We start from the raw sequence: 19,803 nt of genomic DNA on the forward strand, positions 1-19,803 counted from the left end.
TTTTGTCAGGAAAAATTGTATTTAAATGAATAACCTTACCTCTCTGAATAGTATTGGTGAATTTGGATTAATCGAAGAAATAAAGCGTGCAGTCTCCTTAAAGAATCCTTCTACTATTGTTGGAATCGGGGATGATGCGGCCGTAATAGAACCCGGAAAAAAGCGGATCGTGGTTTCTACCGATATGCTGGTGGAGGGCGTTCATTTCGACCTTACTTTTTGCCCGCTGAAGCATTTGGGATATAAAGCTGTGGCGGTAAACGTTTCGGATATTGCCGCCATGAACGCCACCCCAACGCAGATAACCGTTAGTCTGGCAGTTGGCGCGCGCTACTCGGTAGAAGCGGTAAAGGAGCTTTATGAAGGGATGCAGATCGCCTGCGAAAACTATAAAGTAGACCTGGTAGGAGGCGATACCACTTCCTCTAATTCGGGCCTGATCATCAGTATTACGGCAATAGGCGAGGCCGATCCGGAAACCATTACCCTGCGGAGCACCGCCGGCGAAAATGATCTGGTCTGCGTAACCGGCGACCTGGGAGGCGCTTTTTTAGGGTTGCAGGTACTGGAACGCGAAAAGCAGGCCTTTTTAGTGAATCCGGATATGCAGCCTGAGCTGGAGAATAAGGAGTATGTAGTACAACGCCAGTTGCGGCCGGAAGCCCGGATGGACGTGATCCATGAGCTTCGGGAGTTAGGCGTAAAACCTACCAGCATGATCGATATTTCGGATGGACTGGCTTCGGAACTGATGCATATTTGCCAGCAGTCCGGCAAAGGCGCCGTAATTTTCCAGGACAAATTGCCGGCAGATCCGCAAATGCTCGATACAGCCGAAGAATTTAAAATTGATCCGGTAACCTGTATCCTAAACGGGGGCGAAGATTATGAATTGCTGTTTACCGTAAAGTTAAGCGATTACGACAAGATCAAGAATCACCCGGATATTACCATAATCGGGAAAATTACAGCAAAAGAGGAAGGCCTGAAATTAGTTACACCTTCCGGAAATGCTTTTCCTTTAAAAGCCCAGGGGTGGCAGCATTTTCAAGAGTAGATCTGTATCATTTCTGAATAAAAAAGAGCAAGGCTAAAACAGCCTTGCTCTTTTTTATTTTAAACAGTATTGAATCTGGCGAAAAACCGGAATGGTTGAATAATTATGATAAAAAATATTTACAATTAATCTTCCGGATAGGGAATAAATACAAAGTTGGTAAATTCTTCATCGATCACGAAAAGGCAGCAGAACTCATCCGGGTTTTTGTACGCGGCCTGAAATTCGGCAACCTTATCTTCGGCAATAATTTCCTGTTGCACAAAGTTGGCCAGGTAAGAAACCTGTACGTGCCAGCTTAAAGCTGCTTCTTCGGCGCGTAAAAGCATGGAGCCAACCGGAACCTCCTGCCGGGTGAAAATAAAGATCGGGAAGCTGGAAATTTCCCGTTTCCGGATCTGGTATGAAGCTTCTTTTAAAGTGTCGGAAACAACGGCAAAATCCCTGGTAATGGTCCCTAAATATTTGCCGTTCAGTTCTGGGTCGTTTTGCATGTTATTTTGCTATAAGTTGAACAATATTCTCCACGTGGTGCGTTTGCGGGAACATATCTACCGGCTGAATGCGGGTAACTTCGTATTTTTCCGAAAGCATTTCCAGGTCGCGGGCCTGCGTAGCCGGATTGCAGCTTACGTAAACAATTTTCGGGGCGTGTACATCGAGCAGCATTTTAATTACGTCGGGGTGCATGCCGGCGCGCGGCGGGTCGGTAATGATCACATCCGGACGGCCATGCTCGGCAAAAAGCGCACCGTTCAGCACATCCTTCATATCGCCGGCGTAGAAAGTAGTATTGGTAATGTTGTTGATCTGCGAATTGATCTTAGCGTCTTCAATGGCGCTTGGCACGTATTCCACCCCAACCACTTTGGCGCTTTGGCGCGCTACAAAATTGGCGATGGTTCCCGCGCCCGTATACAGGTCGTACACGATCTCTTTGCCCGTTAAACCGGCAAAGTCGCGGGTAAGCTTGTAAAGTTCATACGCCTGGGCCGAGTTGGTCTGGTAGAAAGATTTCGGGCCAACCCGGAAACGTAAGCCTTCCATGCTTTCGTGAATGTAAGGTTCGCCGTGCACGCAGATCACGTCCAGATCGTGGAAGGTTTCGTTGCCTTTGGAATTGATCACGTAGTGGAGGGAGGTAATTTGCGGGAATTCTGCTAATAGAAAATCCAACAGCCCTTTAATATCTTCCGGCTGGTCCTGGAAAAACTGCATGATCACCATCAGTTCGCCGGTATTGGCCGTCCGGATGATCAGGTTTCGTAAGAAGCCCTGCATTTTTACCAGGTCAAAGAAAACAAGGTCTTTATCCCGGGCATAATTGGCCACAGCCAGGCGAATTTCGTTGGAAGGACTTGGCTGCAGGTAGCAGTGCTGTACATCAATAATTTTATCGAAACGCTGGGGAATATGGAAGCCCAGGGCATTGCGGTTAAATTCCTGTTCGGAACGGATCTGCTCGTAAGTAAGCCAGCGGTTATTCGAGAACGTAAATTCCAGTTTATTGCGGTAGTAACTTACCTGTTCGGAAGGCAGGATCGGGTCTATAACCGGCAACGGGATCTTGCCGATGCGTTCCAGGTTATCCTTCACCTGCTTTTGCTTGTAATGAAGCTGGGTTTCATACCCGATATGCTGCCATTTGCAGCCGCCGCATACGCCAAAATGTTCGCAGAACGGTTGTACCCGCACGTCCGAATATTCATGGAATTTAACGGCTTTGGCCTCCAGGTAACTTTTTCTTTTTTTGGTAACCTGTAAGTCAACGATATCGCCGGGGGCTACATCCTTTACAAAAACCACCATATTCTGGTGGCGCACCAAACATTTTCCTTCCGCAACCATTTCTTCTATGCGGACATTGGGGATCAGGTCGAATTTTTTCTTTTTCACGATACTGCAAAATTAATTTATTAAGCCACAGTATCGGCCGATTATCTTAAAAATTGATAAATTTATCGTATGAAATTCGCGAAATACTGCTGCTGTTTGGTTCTTGTATTAACTGGCTTCCCGGGTTTGGCCTCGCATCTGGTGGGCGGCGAATTTCAGGTCAGAGCCAAAGGTAACTTCCGGTACGATATTGAGCTTCACGTTTATGGCGATGTCGCTAATCTGGTTCCGGGAGCGCAAGGCAACGAAGATATAGATGTGGCAGTCGGGATCTTCTCGAAAAAAACCAACCGGGTAGTAGAAGTATTCAGAATGCCACTTGTTTCTACCAGCTCTGTGCCTTATATAAACCGGCAGTGCGTAAGTGGTTCTATTTCCACTAAAATTCTGAAATACCGGCTTGAAAAAGAACTATCCCCTTCCTTATACGGCGACCCGGCCGGCTATTATATTGTTTGGGAAAGGTGTTGCCGGAACCGGGATATTAGCAATATTATGATTCCCGGAAATTCCGGGCTGCTTTATTATGCCGAAATACCCCCGGTTATAGCAAACCGACAGCCCTTTATAAACAGTTTGCCGGTTTTTCCGCCTATTCCTCCGGATCACCTTTGCGTTGATGAGCTTTTCCAGTATTCCATGAAGGCTACCGATGCTGATGGCGATCAACTGGTTTATTCCTTATCCGAACCTATCAGAGGTCATTCCGACCAAGCCCTGCCCAGATTAACTTCGCCTTACCCGGCCCCATATCCCCTGGTTTTCTGGCAATCCGGATACGGCATTAACGACCAGATTTTAGGAAACCCTAAGTTAACCATCAATTCTCAGACCGGCTTGTTAACCGTAAAACCAGCATTCTCCGGTTTATTTGTTTTTGCAATTACCTGCGCCGAATACCGCAACGGGGTTAAAATAGGGGAGGTCCGAAGGGATGTTCAGGTTTTGGTGAATAATTGCCAGACAAACAAAGAACCGAAAATAACGCTCCGGGCGCCGGGCACCACCCGCGACTACATGGAAGGAGACACGCTGCTGGTTACCGATGCCACCAATCACTGTTTCCCGATCACTTTTTCCGATCCGGATGTAGGCCAGACGGTTCAGTTAAAAGCCATTCCGGTTAATTTCTCGGGTACGCCAAACATCAGTCCTGCCTCTTTTAAAGTGGAACGCCCGAACCAGGTTTTTACCAGCCAGATCTGCTGGCCCGATTGCAACATTAATTCCCCGAACCAGCTTTATAAAGTAAAACTGGTAATTACCGACGATGCCTGCGGCGCCATTGGTTCCGACACCCTGGAACTAACCTTCCGGGTAATTCCAAAACCAAATGCCAGGCCTATTATTGCGCTGCAGGAACCCGGGAATACCCTGCAGTTATTTGTTGATAAACCCCGCACGTTCAACTTACTCAGTACCGATGCCGACAATGACCAGCTGGAAGTCCGGATGATCGGTCTGGATTTTGATCCGGTGGCAGAAGGTATGCAACTGGAACCGGTTTCAGGAAAAGGGCAAGTACTTTCCCGTTTTACCTGGACGGCAAACTGCACCAACCTGAACCGTCAGGGACCCTATGAGCTGCAGTTTATTGTAAAAGATAACAGCTGTTTTTCCAACCATACCGATACCGTTCAGGTACGCCTTCAGGTGAATGACGTTCCCAGGGATACCGTGGAATTTCTGCCGCCTAACATCTTTACTCCGAACGGCGACGGCCGGAACGATACATTTGTTATGCCTACCTTGCCTACTGATAATTGCCAGGATACGTTTCAGGAAATTCAGATCTATAGCCGCTGGGGCACCAGGGTATTTCAGTCTGCTGATCGGCAATTTGCCTGGGATGGCCGGAATGTAAGCGACGGGGTGTACTACTACCACATTCGTTACGGCAAAAAGCAATATAAAGGCCACGTGTCTATTTTGAGGTAAGCTGAAGCTATCTCAAAAAATATTTCCTTGTAACGCAGGTAGCACAGGGTTTATACCCTAATCCTTTCCCGTAACTTTTCTGCAACCACGGTTAAAGTACACATATTGGATGAAGTCCCCCTTTGGATGGGGTAGGGGGAGGTTCACACATTCCTGATAAAAATCAAATATTGTAAAATCCTCCCTCTCGCCCCTCCAAAGGTGGAGCTGCAATAACTAACTGCAGCTTTTCAATTATAATCGACTTTTTCCAGAGAAGATATGGGACAGGATAATGGTTTAAACCCTGCGCTACAAAGAAATATTTTGTCAGTTACAATTTAAAAGCTGCACTGGTACTTTCGTTGGTTTCCAGGAAAGTGCCGGTTTTTGCTTCATCTTCGAAACGGTAGGTTTTCTGGTAGAAAAGTGGATTTACTTCATTGATATTTAACTTTAGTGTTCTCCTTGTTTGGCCTTTTCCTAACTAACATTTTATAATGATTACGCATTCATTGCCCTCTGCTTTAGCTGACGGTTACCAGTAACTATGCTTGCAGCGTTAGCCAAAAAATCAGGAAGAAGGAGAGGAGTATGTGTAAAATTTAGGCTTAAGCCTTTAAGGAAATTACCTTTCTATCCTTCAGCTAAAGCAGCCGGAAACGATTAGCAACTATGGAATTGCTGGCTTTCGGATTAGAAACCTACAAACGGATTAAACAAAAAAATGCCACCTGAATCGGGTGGCATTTTTTGTATTGGAGAGAGGGGGAGTTTATCTTACAATTTCTACCCAGCCTTTGTAGGTTTTACCGTTCGGCAACTTCATGAAATAGTAGTACGTGCCATCGGCCACGTCTTTGCCATCCCACTTGTTATCGTAGTCTTTTTTACGGTAAACTTCTTTGCCCCAGCGGTTAAAGATGCTTAACTCATTGCCCGGGTAAAGCTGGATGTTCTCCACTACAAAATAATCGTTTCTGGTATCGTTGTTTGGCGTGAAGATGTTGTAGAAGGCAAGCTCATTGGCAAAGCTCAGGCATTTTTCATTAGACCAGGAAACCCGGCCGTCCATACTGATTGCCTTTATGCGATAGCACTGGTTAAAGCCCCTGCCGGAAATATCTTTCAGCAAAGCCGTTGTATCCGTTGCCTGACCTACCCACTCAAAAGAACCATTATCGGCTTTAAGGTAGATCGCGTATTCCTTTACGCCGTTCGCGCCCCAGCCCCGGTAAGCATTCCATTGTAACTCAACCGATTTGGCTTTTTCGTTACCGCTAACTTTAGATAGCAGGATCTGGTTGTGAGCCGGCGATTTAAGCGTAGAGCCGCACTGGTTGGTGCTTTCCAGGTAATACTCATACTGCATTTCCTTGGTGTTCACGCTGTTGTCGGTAAAGTTGGTGGCCGTGTTGGCGACCGTACCTGCTTTCACCACAATTCCCGATGGAATTTCCCGACGGTAAATATCTATGTCCTGCCGGTTAGCCGAATTGCTTTGCATTCTGAAGTTCAGCACAATTACCTGATCATTTTGCTCTGCCGTAGTAACGGTTTCCAATACCAGATTGGCCGGATCGTTGGTTACATTCAGAGTGAAAGGCGAACCTGCACAGCCGGTTGCTGATCTCGGGGTAACGATTATCGATTTGGTTGTGGTATTATCCCAGTTCACATAAATGCTGTCGTTAGTGGTTGGTGAGAAAGAGCCGCCAATTACCTGCCAGTCGAATTCACTTCCCGGAGTACCTTTTACAGAGTAAAGGTGGTTTTTCAGGTTTTCCGGGCAAACAAACTTAGGACCGGAAATAGAATCCAGCTCCGGTTTCGTCGTTACGGTAATTACTTTCGTGATCGGCGTGCCTACGCAATTCGACGCATTCGTTTCAGTTACCGATAAGGTGTACTGTCCGGCCGTACCGGCATTGAATGCGGCATTGGAGGAAGTTCCCGGCAGGGCCGTAGTAGTCCCGTTGAAAGTTACCGACCAGGCGTAAGTTGAAGTTGCAGGAGCACCGGTCAGGTTGTAGGCAATATTCGTCTCATTCTCACATACGCTTAACGGGCCCGCTATGGTCAGGTTCGCATCCGGAGAAGGAAGCACGGTTACGCTCAGCGGGTTAGAATCGCCGAAGCAATTGGCCAGGCCGGTTGTGCTGTTTTCTCTTACCACAATGTTGTAAGTTCCCGGGGTGGTCCAGGTTGCAAAAATGGTATCGCCGCGGGTATTGCCGGCCGGCATGGTAACCGTAGCGCCCGGCACCGTCCAGACAAAGGTAGAGCCCACGGTAGGGTTAGGCATTACGTAGCGGATCTGGGTAGCCTGGTTTTGGCAGATGGTAAGCTGACCAACCGGCTGAGAAGTTACCAGCACCGGATTTACCGTTACGGCAAGTGTGCCCGGAGTTCCGGAACAACCCAGCGTATTTACCGGCGTTGCTGTTATGGTAGCTGCAGATGCAGCACCCCAGTTCACCACAATGGCTGTAGTTCCCTGCCCGGAAACGAGGGTTCCGCCGGAAACGGTCCACTGGTAAGTAGTTTCTCTTGGAGTCACGATCTGGTAAGTCACGCCGTTCAGGCCAGGGCAAACGGAAACCGGGCCGGAAATCTGATCGGTAAGCGGTGTGCCATTGATCGTAATGATTTTGGTTACAGTTCCAACACAGCCGGTAGCCGAGTTGGTTTCCATTAATACAACAGTATGCGTTCCTGCACCTAAAGTAGCCGGATCGAAAGCTGTTGTAAGCGGAGCTCCATTAACCGTGAAAGTAGTGGTGCTTCCGGTTGGGGCAGCCGGCAGGTTTACAGCCGCATCGTTTGCACAATAGCTGCTGTTCAGGAAAGCCAGGCTTGGTGCAGGAATAGCATTGATAGTAACCGTTCTGGTGGCTGTTACCGAGCAATTGTCCGGCGTAGAAGTAGTAGTTACCGAAACCGTATGGGAACCAACCCCTAAAGCAGCAGGATCGAAAGTGGCAGCTGCTGCACCGTTCACGGTGAAGGTGCTGCCTGGTATGTTCAGGGAAACGGCCGGCTCGTTCTGGCAGTAAGTCATTGCCAGCGTTCCGAAGTTGGCCGTAGGTACAGGTTTAATGGTAATGGTCTGGGTTGCCGTTCCGGTGCAGTTGCTGGTATTGGTATTGCTCACCACAACCGTATGGTTTCCTACTGCTAACGCAGCCGGATCCAGGGAGGTAGCGGCTACGCCGTTAATGGTAAAGGTGCTGCCCGCCAGGTTGCTTGCCAGCGTAACAACTCCTTCGTTCTGGCAATAAGAGGCATTCAGGTTCGTAAAGGCCGGAGCAGGAACCGCATTTACTGTAATAGTACGACTTGTAGAATCCATACAGCCACCAACTATAGCCGTAGATTCCAGTACCTTAATGGTATGAGTTCCAACACCAAGGGCTGCCGGGTCGAAGGTTGTCTGATTTAATACCCCATTAATGCTATAGTTCACCAGGTTACCGCCGCTACCTCCCGGCAAAGCCACCGCAGTAGCGTTCAGGCAGTATGCAGGCGCTAAGAAAGCTAGCGATGGTACCGGAACCGGATTAACGGCAATAGTTCTGGTTGCAGAAACCGAGCAGCCAGCTGCATTGATGGTAGTAACTGCAACGGTATGGTTTCCTACGCCTAAAGTAGCCGGATTGAAGTTGCTGGCAGCGGTACCGTTTATCGTAAAGGTGCTGCCGGCTACCGCACTCAGGGAAACTACTGGTTCGTTGGCGCAATAGGTATTTTTTAAAGGTCCGAAATCAGCTGTAGGCACCGCATTCACCTGAATTGTTCTGGTAGCAGTTCCGGTGCAGCCGTTCTCAATTTTAGTTACCATTACCGTGTGCGTACCCGGTCCCAAAACGGCAGGGTTGAACGAATTTCCGGCCGGAGCCACGCCGTTAATGGTATACGTTCCCTGAGCAGGATCGAGGGTAACTGCGGTAGCAGTCTGGCAATAAGCAGTATTCAGGAAAGCCAGGCTAGGAGCAGGAACTGCGTTTATGGTTACTGTTTTCGAAACGGAGGCATTGCAACCGGCGGCATTGGTTTCCGATAAAGCAACGGTATAGGTTCCGGCTGCCAGCGTTCCTGGGTCAAAGCTTCCCGCAGGGTTTCCATTTATAGTAGTTCCGGCCGGTAAGGTTACCGCAGCTTCATTTTTGCAGTAGTTGCTGGCCAGTAAGGCAAGGCTAGGCGTTGGCAGGGCATTTACCGCAATGGTTTTTGTAACGGTAGCACTGCAGGAGCCATTGTTTTCGGTAATAGTAACCGTATGGTTTCCGGCTCCTAAAGTGCCCGGGTTGAATGTGCCTGAAGGGACTGCCGGGCCGGAATTAATAGCGTAAGTAATACCGGCTCCTGCAGGCAGGTTTACCGCAGGGGCATTTACGCAGTAGTTATTATTCAGGAAAGAAAGGCTTGGAGCAGGAGTGGCGTTAATGGTTACCGTTTTGTTTGTCGTAACGGTGCAGCCGGCTGCATTCGTTTCGGTTAAGGAAACCGGGTAAGTGCCAACTCCTAAAACCGAAGGGTCGAAGGTCGCCGCCGGGTTACCGTTAATAGTGGTTCCGGCCGGCAAGGTTACCGCTGCTTGTCCGGCGCAGTAACTGTTTGCAAGTACGGCTAAGCTCGGAGCAGGTACGGCCTCAATAGTAACCGTTTTCGTGGCAGTTCCGGTACAACCGTTTACAGTAACCGAAGTTAAAACAGTATGATTCCCAACCGATAAAGTAGCCGGATCCAGCGTGGAGGCAACAATTCCGTTAATTGTACTATTAGCAGGTAAAGTTACCGGAGCAGCATTCTTGCATAAAGAATTTGGAACAGTTGCCAGGCTCACGGTAGGGCTTGGTTTTACGGTTATCGTTACCTGGTCGGTGCTGGTGCAGCCACTGGCGTTCGTACCCGTTACCGTGTAAGTGGTAGTTGTTGCCGGGGTAACGGAAATGTTGTTGCCTGTAAAGGTGGTCGATCCGTCGTTCCAGCTGAATACGGCAGCGCCGGTTGCGGTTAACGTGGTACTGGTGCCCGCGCAGATCTCCCGAGAAGCGCCTGCATCTACGTTCGGTAGCGGATTTACGGTTACGGTAAGCTGGGCGGTGGCAGTACAGTTGCCGGCATCGGTACCCGTTACGGTGTAGGTAGTGGTTGCAGTAGGATTTACGGTAATGCTGTTGCCGGTAAACGTATTGGTTCCATCGGTCCAGGAATAGGAATTCGCTCCGGTAGCAGTAAGGGTTGCTGTTTGTCCCGCACAAATAGACTGGCTTGAGACGGCCAGAACCGGTCTTGGTAAAACTGTTACTGTAACCTGGTCGTTTCCGGTGCAGGAACCCGCGGTAGTCCCGGTTACCGTGTAGGTGGTAGTAGCTGTTGGGGTAACGGTAACCGAAGCACCGGTAAAGGTATTCGTACCATCGGTCCAGGAGTAAGAGCCGGCGCCGGTTGCAGTCAGGGTGGTAGCAGATCCGGCACAGATCGTTTTATCAGTTCCTGCATTCACCACCGGACCCGGAGTTACCGTTACGGTAACCTGATCGGTGCTGGAGCAGCCGTTCGCGTTTAAGCCGGTTACAGTATAGGTAGTATTAGTCGTCGGATTAACGGCAACATTGTTTCCTGTAAAGGTATTTGTTCCATCGGTCCAGGTATAGGTTGCCGCACCGGAGGCCGTTAATGTGGTGCTGGCGCCCACGCAAATGGTACGATCGGTCCCGGCGTTAACGGCTGGCGGAGGAGTTACTGTTACGGTTACCGTATTTGTGCCGGTACAACCTGTCCCACCTGCACCAACTACCGTGTAAGTAGTAGTTGTGGTTGGCGAAACGGTAACATTTGTGCCGGTAAAAGTATTGGTGCCGTCGGTCCAGGTATAGCTGGTAGCGCCGGCAGCGGTTAAGGTTACCGGTGTGCCGGCGCAAACAGGTGCCGGAGCATTAACCGTAACGTTCAGACCCAAACCAACATTCACAAAAAAGCTCACCGAATCGCGGCAGGTGCCGGTTCCGGTTTCAATGGCCGTTAATTTGTAGCGGCCGGGCGTAGTCCAGTTTACCTGAACATTAGGGTTTGTCCGGCTGCCAACAAACGTTCCGCCACCCTGTAAGCGCCAGTTATAGTTGGCGGTAGCTTTACTGGTTACGTTATACGCTTCGTTGGTTCCCGTGCAGACAGTGGTATCGCCGAAGATTCTTTCCGGGCCTTTGTATTTTACAACTTCAATCTGGATCGTTTCACTCCGCTTGCCGGGAGGGCAGTTGTTATCTTCTACGGTAATATTTACAGGATAAGTATTCGCCTCTCCGCAAACAGAAGTAAAGGTTAACGGAAATGAAGTACCGGTTGTAATATTAGAGAAGTTTAATACATTGCTTGTTGAAGAACCAGACAAGCCGTTGAAAGTGGCATTCTTATTCCCCGGGCCATCAAATAAAGGACTGGAAACACTAACCTTCATCCGCTGAGTACCCCCAGGAGTTGCTTCACTGTCGTTGAAGGTAAAGTTGGTTACAGGTATTGCATCGCCTTCCGTAATTGTAATTACCCGCGGCCCGGTAAATGTTGGTTTAACGTTAGGCGTTAAAGTAACATTTTTCACCACAATCTGGATATCGCGGATAGTAGAACCGATCTGTACATCGACCCCGTTTATATTCCGGTATTCCTTAACCTGAAAAGAAACAACATAAAAACCAGCTGCCGGCGCATAATACTTTGCGAGGCCTGTACTGGCATTTAGCGATGCATAGCCTCCGGTACCAAATGGGTTATTTACGCTATAATCGGTACTTACATAAGGGATTCGGATGGGAACCGTACTGGTAGGTATAAATGTGTTATAGTTTCCATCATCAAAAGGCTGATTAAAGGAATAAATTAATTTATCACCGTCAGTATCGAAGGCACTGTTAATAATGGAAGTGGTATCGCCGGCAAAAATTACAACTACTGCCGTATCTGTGAAAACAGGCGATTTACTGGGAATCAGGGGCGAGGGGATTTCCATGTAGGTAAAAAGCGACCTGGAACCCGGACTTAACAAATTGGTAATGGTTCCATTACGAGCTCCTATACTGGCAGTGGCATAATAACCATTAAAAGAAATCGGTAAGTTTACTTTATATTCATAGATCCAAAGACGGATAGAAGGCAAACCGGTTATGGAACAACCCGGAGGCGTAGGCAGGCTGATAGGTCCTGGAGATTGGCTTGTGAAATCCCTGGTAATTCCCGCGCCGAATCCGAGGTCAGGCGCAGGGGAACCATTCATATTAATTAAACTGGTTACTGGTATTTCAGTCCCATTTTTCTGGTAGAACCTGAAATCTACCAGCGAGCCATTGTTCTGCTCCCGGTAGATCTTATAAGTAATTTTATACTGAAACGGATTGGTCGGATCGCCGGAAGGGCCAATGTATTCATAGGTGAATTCCCCGCCGAATAAGTGGGAGGCTTTGGAAGAATGGTTAACAACCGTAGCCAACAGCAGAATGAAAAATACTTTTAGTAGAGATTTAATACGCATAGTGAGGTATTAAGCAGTTATAACTCGTAGAAAAATAAAATAAAGGGTTAAGCTTAAGTCGTATAAAAATTACAATACCGTTGCCTTCCCATTCGTTTTTTTTGAAAAAAAATAAAACTTCGGTTAAATATAAGAACAAAAAAGCAGGTCAGTGTTAAGAACTGACCTGCTTTTTTACCTGAGCTAATCCAGCACGATCCTTCTTATGCCGGAAGTATGTTTATTCTGAACTTTAATAAAGTAAACCCCTTTTGGTAAAGCACTCAGATTTAAAGTTTGTGCCTTATCGGTCAGGGTCATATCCTGTTGCATCAATACTTTGCCTACAACATCCATAACTTCCAGCCTGTAATCTTCTGTAGTTTTGTTGTTCAGCCGTAGGTTCACAATGCCGGTGGTCGGGTTAGGGAACACGTCCAGTCCGGCCAGGTTCAGGTCGTTCGGCAACCCGCCCGGAATGGAACAAGTCCAGGTGGCGGCAAAACCCGGTTCATTCATACTGAAATCGCTGGTAAAGGCCAGGGTTAAGGCGTTGCCGGTCGAAATAATTGGCTGTCCGTTGTTTGGTAGGGAGAAACCGGCAAAAGTGCCGATCACCGGCGAGGCGGTGGATGGCCCGTCATGGATCACCAGACGGTCACAGCACATTTCCGTACTGAAAGCAGTGAACGTTAAAGCAACCGAAGTAGCCCCGGTAGGTGCAATTACCACGGTACTGTTCACGCCATCGGTGTAATTACCAGTTGGCCCGCCATTATCATACAGGCTTCCTGAGCAGGTAGTAGCAGCAAAGGTGCCGGTAGCCGGCATGTTAACTGCTAAACAAACCGGATTATTCTGGTCGAATACCACATAGCTGTTGCGGGTATACGTTTCACATCCAAAAGAATTGCAGACCGTCAGCGCTACCGTATAGGTGCCTTGCGTTGTATACGTATGGGTTGGGTTCTGCACAGAAGAGGTCGGGCTGCCGTCGCCAAAATCCCAGGTCCAGGTAGTTGGGTTATTGGTGGAAAGGTCGGTAAAGTTTACCTGGCCATTGCAGGTAACGGCCGGAGCTGCGCTGAAGTTAACAATCGGCGGTACATTGGAAGGCAAAATATTAATGGTATAATCTTCCGTTTCCCCCATGAACTGGTTCATGACGCAGGCATTGGTAAGATTAAAGCCCTGTGAAAATATTATCCGCATCCGGGTGGTACCGGATAAGGCGGTTGCCGGAATCAGGATATTGCCGCTGGCTATCATTGGGGTGCCGAAACCGGAACTGTTTGCCGGAGCGTTAATAACCCTTTCATTAAGCTGGAACGAACCGTTCTGGTTGAAATCGATCCAGATGGCTATCTGGCCAAAAGGACCGTTGTTGTTTCCAAGCGTTACGGCAATCGGGGAGCTGGTTCCTTTAATAATTCGATGCTGCAGGTAAGTATAATTTCCGTAGGCATTCGGATCTGCACCGGTTGCGTTATTGATCAGGCCCATCTCCACCTTGCTGATCCATTGGTTGGTATTATCGTGTCCGGAAGAAGCACAGTAAGTACGACAAGGAACGGTAATGTTAATGAAGTTATTCTTGGTAACAGTATTGCACTGAGTCCCCTTACAGGCCGTCAGGGTTACGTTGTAGCTGGCCGCAGTTCCGGTCTGGTAGGTGTGGGTCGGGTTTTGCAGGTTGGAGGTCGGGCTGCCGTCGCCAAAGTTCCAGGTCCAGGAAGTTGCCCCGTTGGTGGAAGCATCCGAAAACTGAACGATACCTGTACAAATAGTATTCAGATCGGCCGTAAAATTGGCTACCGTCGGTAAGGTGTTCGGCTGAATATTAACGGTATAATCTTCCGTTTCCCCCATGAACTGGTTCATGACACACGGGTCGGTCAGGTTGAAGTTCTGGGTCAGAATAACCCGCATTCTGGTAGGGCCGGTTGTACCTGTAAGGGGGATCGAAATATTACCGGTGGCGGTTATTGGCATTCCAAAACCGCTGCTGCTAGCCGGAATATTCAGCACTCTTTCTGCCGGGGAAAAGCTTCCGTCGCGGTTAAAATCTATCCATATAACCACATCACCGAAAAAGCCATTGTTGTTTCCTAAAGTAACCGTAACCGGATTGGTAGCGGAGCCTAACAGCATATTTGTGCTTAAATGGCTATAGTTTCCATATCCGTTATTTTCAGCAATGCTAAGGTTATTAATGTTTCCGAGTTGCACCCTGCCAATCCACTGGTCGGTATTATTATGCCCGGTTGAGGCGCAGTAAGTGCGGCAGGGAACGGTAATATTAATGTAGTTATTTTTGGTAACGGTGTTGCACTGGGTTCCTTTGCAGGCGGTCAGGGTAACGTTGTAGCTGGCCGCGGTTCCGGTCTGGTAGGTGTGGGTCGGGTTTTGCAGATTCGAGGTCGGGCTGCCGTCGCCGAAGTTCCAGGTCCAGGAAGTTGCCCCATTGGTAGAAGCATCCGAAAACTGAACGATACCCGTACAAATGGTATTCAGATCGGCCGTAAAATTGGCTACCGTCGGTAAGGTGTTAGGTAGGATATTAATGGTATAATCTTCTGTTTCCCCCATGAACTGGTTCATAATGCAGGCATTGGTTAGCATACTGGTAGGGGTAAGGATAACCCGCATGCGGGTGCGGCCTGGCAAAGTAGTGGACGGAATACCGATGTTTGCCGTGGCAATCAGCTGGTTGCCGGAGCCGGTATTAATAGCCTGCGTGTTCATGACCCGTTCACTTGCCTGGAACGAACCATCCTTATTCAGGTCGATCCATACTGCCACGAATTCGAAACCACCGAAGTTGTTGCCAAGCGTTACAGTTAAGGGAGTAGTCATGGTACCAAGCATCACATCGGTACTCAGGTAGGAATAATTTCCATAACCGTTTGTTTCTTCTGCCGTGGTATTGTTAATGGAGCCAATTTCCACCTTACTGATCCATTGGTTTGTATTATTATGCCCCGAAGAAGCACAGTAAGTGCGACAAGGTACAGAAATGTTAATGAAGTTATTTTTGGTAACGGTGTTACACTGGGTTCCCTTACAGGCGGTCAGGGTAACGTTGTAGCTGGCCGCTGTTCCGGTCTGGTAGGTGTGGGTCGGGTTCTGCAGGTTCGAGGTCGGGCTGCCGTCGCCGAAGTTCCAGGTCCAGGAAGTAGCCCCGTTAGTAGAAGCATCCGAAAACTGAACGACACCCGTGCAAATGGTATTCAGGTTGGCCGTAAAATTGGCTGCCGTTGGTAAGGTGTTCGGCTGAATGTTGATCGTGTAATCTTCCGTTTCCCCCAGGAACTGGTTCATGACACACGGGTCAGCCATGCTAAAGGTAGGAGACATAATTACGCGCATCCGGGTTGGCCCGGTTAAGGCCGTACTTGAAAGGCTGATGTTTCCGGATGCGATGATCGGCAAACCGAAACCGGAATTTGTGGCTTGCATGTCCAGCACTTTTTCGGTATTGGCGAAAATGCCATCTTTATTGAAATCGATCCAGGCCGTCACATTTCCAAAAACGCCATTGTTGTTCCCCAAAGTAACCGTTATCGGATTGTTTGAAGTACCCAGCTGATGGCTGGAGGACAGGTAAGTGTAATTGCCATACCCGTTCGGATCCGTCGATGACGGGTTGTTAATAGTTCCGAACTGTACGTTACTGATCCACTGGTCAGTATTATTATGCCCCGATGAGGCGCAATAAGTGCGGCAGGGAACGGTTATGTTAATGAAGTTATTTTTGGTAACGGTGTTGCACTGGGTTCCTTTGCAGGCGGTCAGGGTTACGTTGTAGCTGGTAGCCGTTCCGGTCTGGTAGGTGTGGGTCGGGTTTTGCAGGTTGGAGGTCGGGCTGCCGTCGCCGAAGTCCCAGGTCCAGGAAGTTGCTCCGTTGGTAGAGGCATCCGAGAACTGCACCGTACCCGTGCAAATGGTATTCAGATTGGCCGTAAAATTGGCTACCGTTGGTAAGGTGTTCGGCTGAATGTTGATCGTATAATCTTCCGTTTCTCCCATGAACTGGTTCATCGTACAAGGGTCGTTCAGGAAAGAGTTCTGAGTTAATATTATCCGCATGCGGGTTGGCCCGGTTTGAGCGGTAGAAGGAACCGCAATATTGCCACTGGCAACCAGGGGAGTTCCGAAACCGGTGCTCATTGCCTGCTCATTTAAAACCCGCTCTGTTGGCTGGAAGGTACCATCCTTATTAAAATCGATCCAGATCACAACCGAACCAAAAGTATTGTTATTTCCTAAGCGTACGTTTATAGGGTTCGCAGCGGTTCCCAGCATTATGTTGTTGCTGAGGTAGGTATAATTGGCATAGCCATTCAATTCCGGACCGGTATTATTATTTATTGTGCCGAACGTTACATTGTTGATCCACTGCCGATTATTATTATGCCCGTTGGAAGGGCAATAGGTTAAGCAGGGTACGGTAACGTTTATGAAATTGGTTTTGGTAACCGTGTGGCAGCCAAAGCTGTTGCAGGTTGTTAACGTTACGGTGTAGTTAGCGGCGGTCCCGGTCGGGTAAGTGTGCGTTGGGTTCCGGAGGGTAGAGGTAGGGCTGCCATCGCCGAAATCCCAGGTCCAGGAATTCGGGCTGTTGGTAGATACATCCTGAAAGCTTACCAGGCCGGTACAAATATTGTTTAAATCGGCTCTGAGGTTTGCAACCGGCGGTGCTGAAACCGGCGTACAGCTCCAGGTAGCGGCAAAACCATCCCGAACGGCAGAGCCGTCGCTGGTAAATCTTAAGGTTAAGGCAGAGCTGGTAGAAGTAATAGCAGGAGGGAGCATGTTACCGGTAAATGAACCGATAAGCGGGGAGCCTGTATTAGGGCCATCGAATACCTGCAGGAAGTCAAAATTTGATTCAAGATTAAAAGAAGAAAAGGTAAGCGTAACGGTAGCGGCGCCGCTAGGGGCAATGGTCGTAATCCCATCGGCATTATCTGAGTAGAACCCGTTTGGCCCGCCCGGATCAAAAATAGAGCCTGCACATAAGGTAGCCGTAGGTCCGGTACCGGTTGCCGGCATAATCACGTTGGTACAAAATGCATTTGTTGGGTCGTGATTAATGAAGTTGTTTTTGGTTACCGTATTGGTACCATAAGCATTGGTGGCCGTTAAGGTTACGGTGTAAAGACCCGTTGTTGCATACGTATGGGTGGGGTGCTGTAATGTGGAAGTGTTATTCGCTCCGGAAGCAGGATCGCCAAAATTCCACAACCAGGCAGTTGGCAGATTAATGGTATTGTCGGTAAACTGAACTACGCCGTTGCAGCTTACCGGGCTATCGGCCAGAAAATCTATAACCGGAGGTTGCTGGTTGGTTTGCACGCTAATGGTATAATCTTCTACCTCCATAAAATTCTGGCCGCTCAGGCAGGGGTTGGTAGGCGCAACGCCTGTTGCAGAGATCATAACCCGCATCCGGGTAGGGCCGATTAAGGCAGCACCTGGCACGGTTACCGGAATTGTAAAGGTCGTCGTGGTGCCGGTCTGCGCCATCACCCTTTCGGTTGTTTCGAAAATACCATTTCGGTTGAAGTCGATCCAGGCGCTCACAGAGGTATTGAAAATTCCACCCCCTCGGCTTACGCTCAGGTTAGCAGGATTTCCCTGCAAAAGGGTAGCCGTCTGGGCGGTAAAATTGGAGTAGCCATTCGGCGCCTGGCCGGAAGTATTGTTGAGGTTGCTTAGGGTTACATTGCTGATATGAATGTTGGTGTTGTTGTGCCCGTTGGAAGGACAGTAGTTCAGACAAGGTTTTACAATGGTTACATAGTTGGTCTTGGTCTGGGTGCTGGGGCCGTTCGAGTTCGTAGCTACCAGCGTTACTGTGTACGTGCCCGGGGTATGGTAAATGTGTACCGGGTTGGGCAGGGTTGAAGTATTCAGCGCTCCTGAAGCCGGATCGCCGAAGTCCCAGGCCCAGGAAGTAGGCGCATTGGTGCTCTGGTCGGTAAAGCGAACGATGGTATCGCAAGCGGAAGCGTAATTAGAAGTAAACTGTGCCACCGGCGGATTAGGATTCGGGTTTATGCGGATGGTGTAATCTTCAGCCTGCCCACTCTGAATGCCACTGCAGCTGTTAAAGGCGCTGCCAATCTCATCAGAAACAATGCGCATGCGCAGAGGTGTGTTCAGGAAAGTAGTGCCGGGTATGGTAATGCTGCCGGAAGGGTTTACCTGGTTTAAGAGCTGGAACACCATTTCGTTAGAACCGGTAAAGCTGCCATCGTTGTTTAAGTCGATGTAAATGCGGGTGTCCTGCGGGTTGGTGCCACTTGTCAGGGAGATCGGGTAGCTGTTGCCGGCAGTTACCGTCACCGACTTACTGCAGGTAAAGTCCTGGTAGCCGGCCTGCCCGTTCACCGAAGTATTGGTCATCAGCCCGTTGCCAAAGTTCACGTTCGTAATACCATAGCCGCAGCAGTAGCTGGAAGTGGCCGGGGTGCAGGTAGCTGCAACCGGCACGTTGTTGTGGTAGGTAATGTAGCTGGTTTTGGTAACAGTATTGCAGCCTCCCGCATTACAGGCTGTCAGGGTAATGGTATAAGTACCCGGGGCCGAGAAGGTGTGAGTAGGGTTCTGCAGCGTAGAAGTATTGCTGGCACCGGAGTTGGGATCACCAAAGTTCCAGGTCCAGGAAGTTGGGCCGTTCGCTGAAAGATCGGTAAAGGAAACGGTGCTGTTGCAGGTGGTGGTAGCCGAAGCCGAGAACTCCGGAGCCGGGGCGCTGGTGTTGGCCGTAACGGTAATGCGGTAATCTTCTACCTGGGAATACTGCGGGGTAAAGCAAGGCGTAGGCAGCGGCGAAGAGAAATTGTCGGCGGCTATGCGCATGCGCAGAGGCGTGTTGGTAACGGCACTAGTCGGGATCGTAATGGTGCCGGTATGCAGGATATTGTTAATGGAGCTGAAGGCCAGCTCGTTGGTTACATGGAAGATGCCATCGTTGTTGTAATCGATCCACACGCGCACGTTCTCGTTCACATTAGGATTGGTCTGGATGCTGATGGGGTGGGCTACGGCAGCAGTAAGACTCGTGCCGGTGGTACAGGCGTAATCCTGGTAACCATCCGTTGCGCCGGGGCTAGTCTTGTTAATGGCCCCGTTATTCACGTTTACGTTCAGAATGCCCATGCCGAAGATCAGGTTTCCGGCAGGCGCATTCCCTGGTACGCAGGCAGTGGTTGGGCATTGGGCTGCAGCGGAATGCGCCCAAAGCATGTTGAAAAGCAAGGCAAGCAGGCCTGCAAACACATACGTGAATGATCTTGCAGTTAGAAGTTTTCTCATATCGTGGAAATTGAAGACAAATTACCGATTCGAATTCTGATCAAATGTAATTGAAAAAAACAGATGTTATATTTTGAGATTGCAGAAACTTAGTGAAAGT

6 protein-coding genes are annotated in these 19,803 nt (G+C 49.0%); 2 read left to right on the forward strand and 4 right to left on the reverse strand.

The window, feature by feature from the left end; translation table 11 throughout:
* The first annotated feature begins 25 nt into the window (after positions 1-25).
* A complete protein-coding gene (gene thiL / locus F0P94_RS11650) occupies positions 26-1,057 on the forward strand; it encodes a thiamine-phosphate kinase (RefSeq protein WP_150904070.1) in 1,032 nt (343 codons plus the stop codon).
* 125 nt (positions 1,058-1,182) lie between these two features.
* Here thiL and F0P94_RS11655 read toward each other — a convergent pair whose 3' ends face one another.
* Positions 1,183-1,551, reverse strand: coding sequence for a hypothetical protein (locus F0P94_RS11655; RefSeq protein WP_150904071.1), 369 nt, complete (start codon positions 1,549-1,551; stop codon positions 1,183-1,185).
* 1 nt (position 1,552) lies between these two features.
* A complete protein-coding gene (gene rlmD, locus F0P94_RS11660) occupies positions 1,553-2,956 on the reverse strand; it encodes a 23S rRNA (uracil(1939)-C(5))-methyltransferase RlmD (RefSeq protein ID WP_225307210.1) in 1,404 nt (467 codons plus the stop codon).
* A gap of 123 nt (positions 2,957-3,079) precedes the next feature.
* Between rlmD and F0P94_RS11665 the strand changes: the two genes are divergently transcribed.
* Entirely contained in the window at positions 3,080-4,891 is a 1,812-nt protein-coding gene (locus F0P94_RS11665) for a T9SS type B sorting domain-containing protein (RefSeq protein WP_191907027.1), read from the forward strand.
* Between the two features lie 754 nt (positions 4,892-5,645).
* Here F0P94_RS11665 and F0P94_RS11670 read toward each other — a convergent pair.
* Entirely contained in the window at positions 5,646-12,401 is a 6,756-nt protein-coding gene (locus F0P94_RS11670) for a T9SS type B sorting domain-containing protein (RefSeq protein ID WP_150904073.1), read from the reverse strand.
* A 183-nt stretch (positions 12,402-12,584) separates the two neighbouring features.
* Positions 12,585-19,703, reverse strand: a complete 7,119-nt coding sequence (locus F0P94_RS11675; protein WP_150904074.1) for a GEVED domain-containing protein — start codon at positions 19,701-19,703, stop codon at positions 12,585-12,587.
* Between the last annotated feature and the right edge of the window lie 100 nt (positions 19,704-19,803).

Origin of the sequence: Adhaeribacter soli, from assembly GCF_008727925.1 — a bacterium.
Classification (GTDB): Bacteria; Bacteroidota; Bacteroidia; order Cytophagales; family Hymenobacteraceae; genus Adhaeribacter_A; species Adhaeribacter_A soli.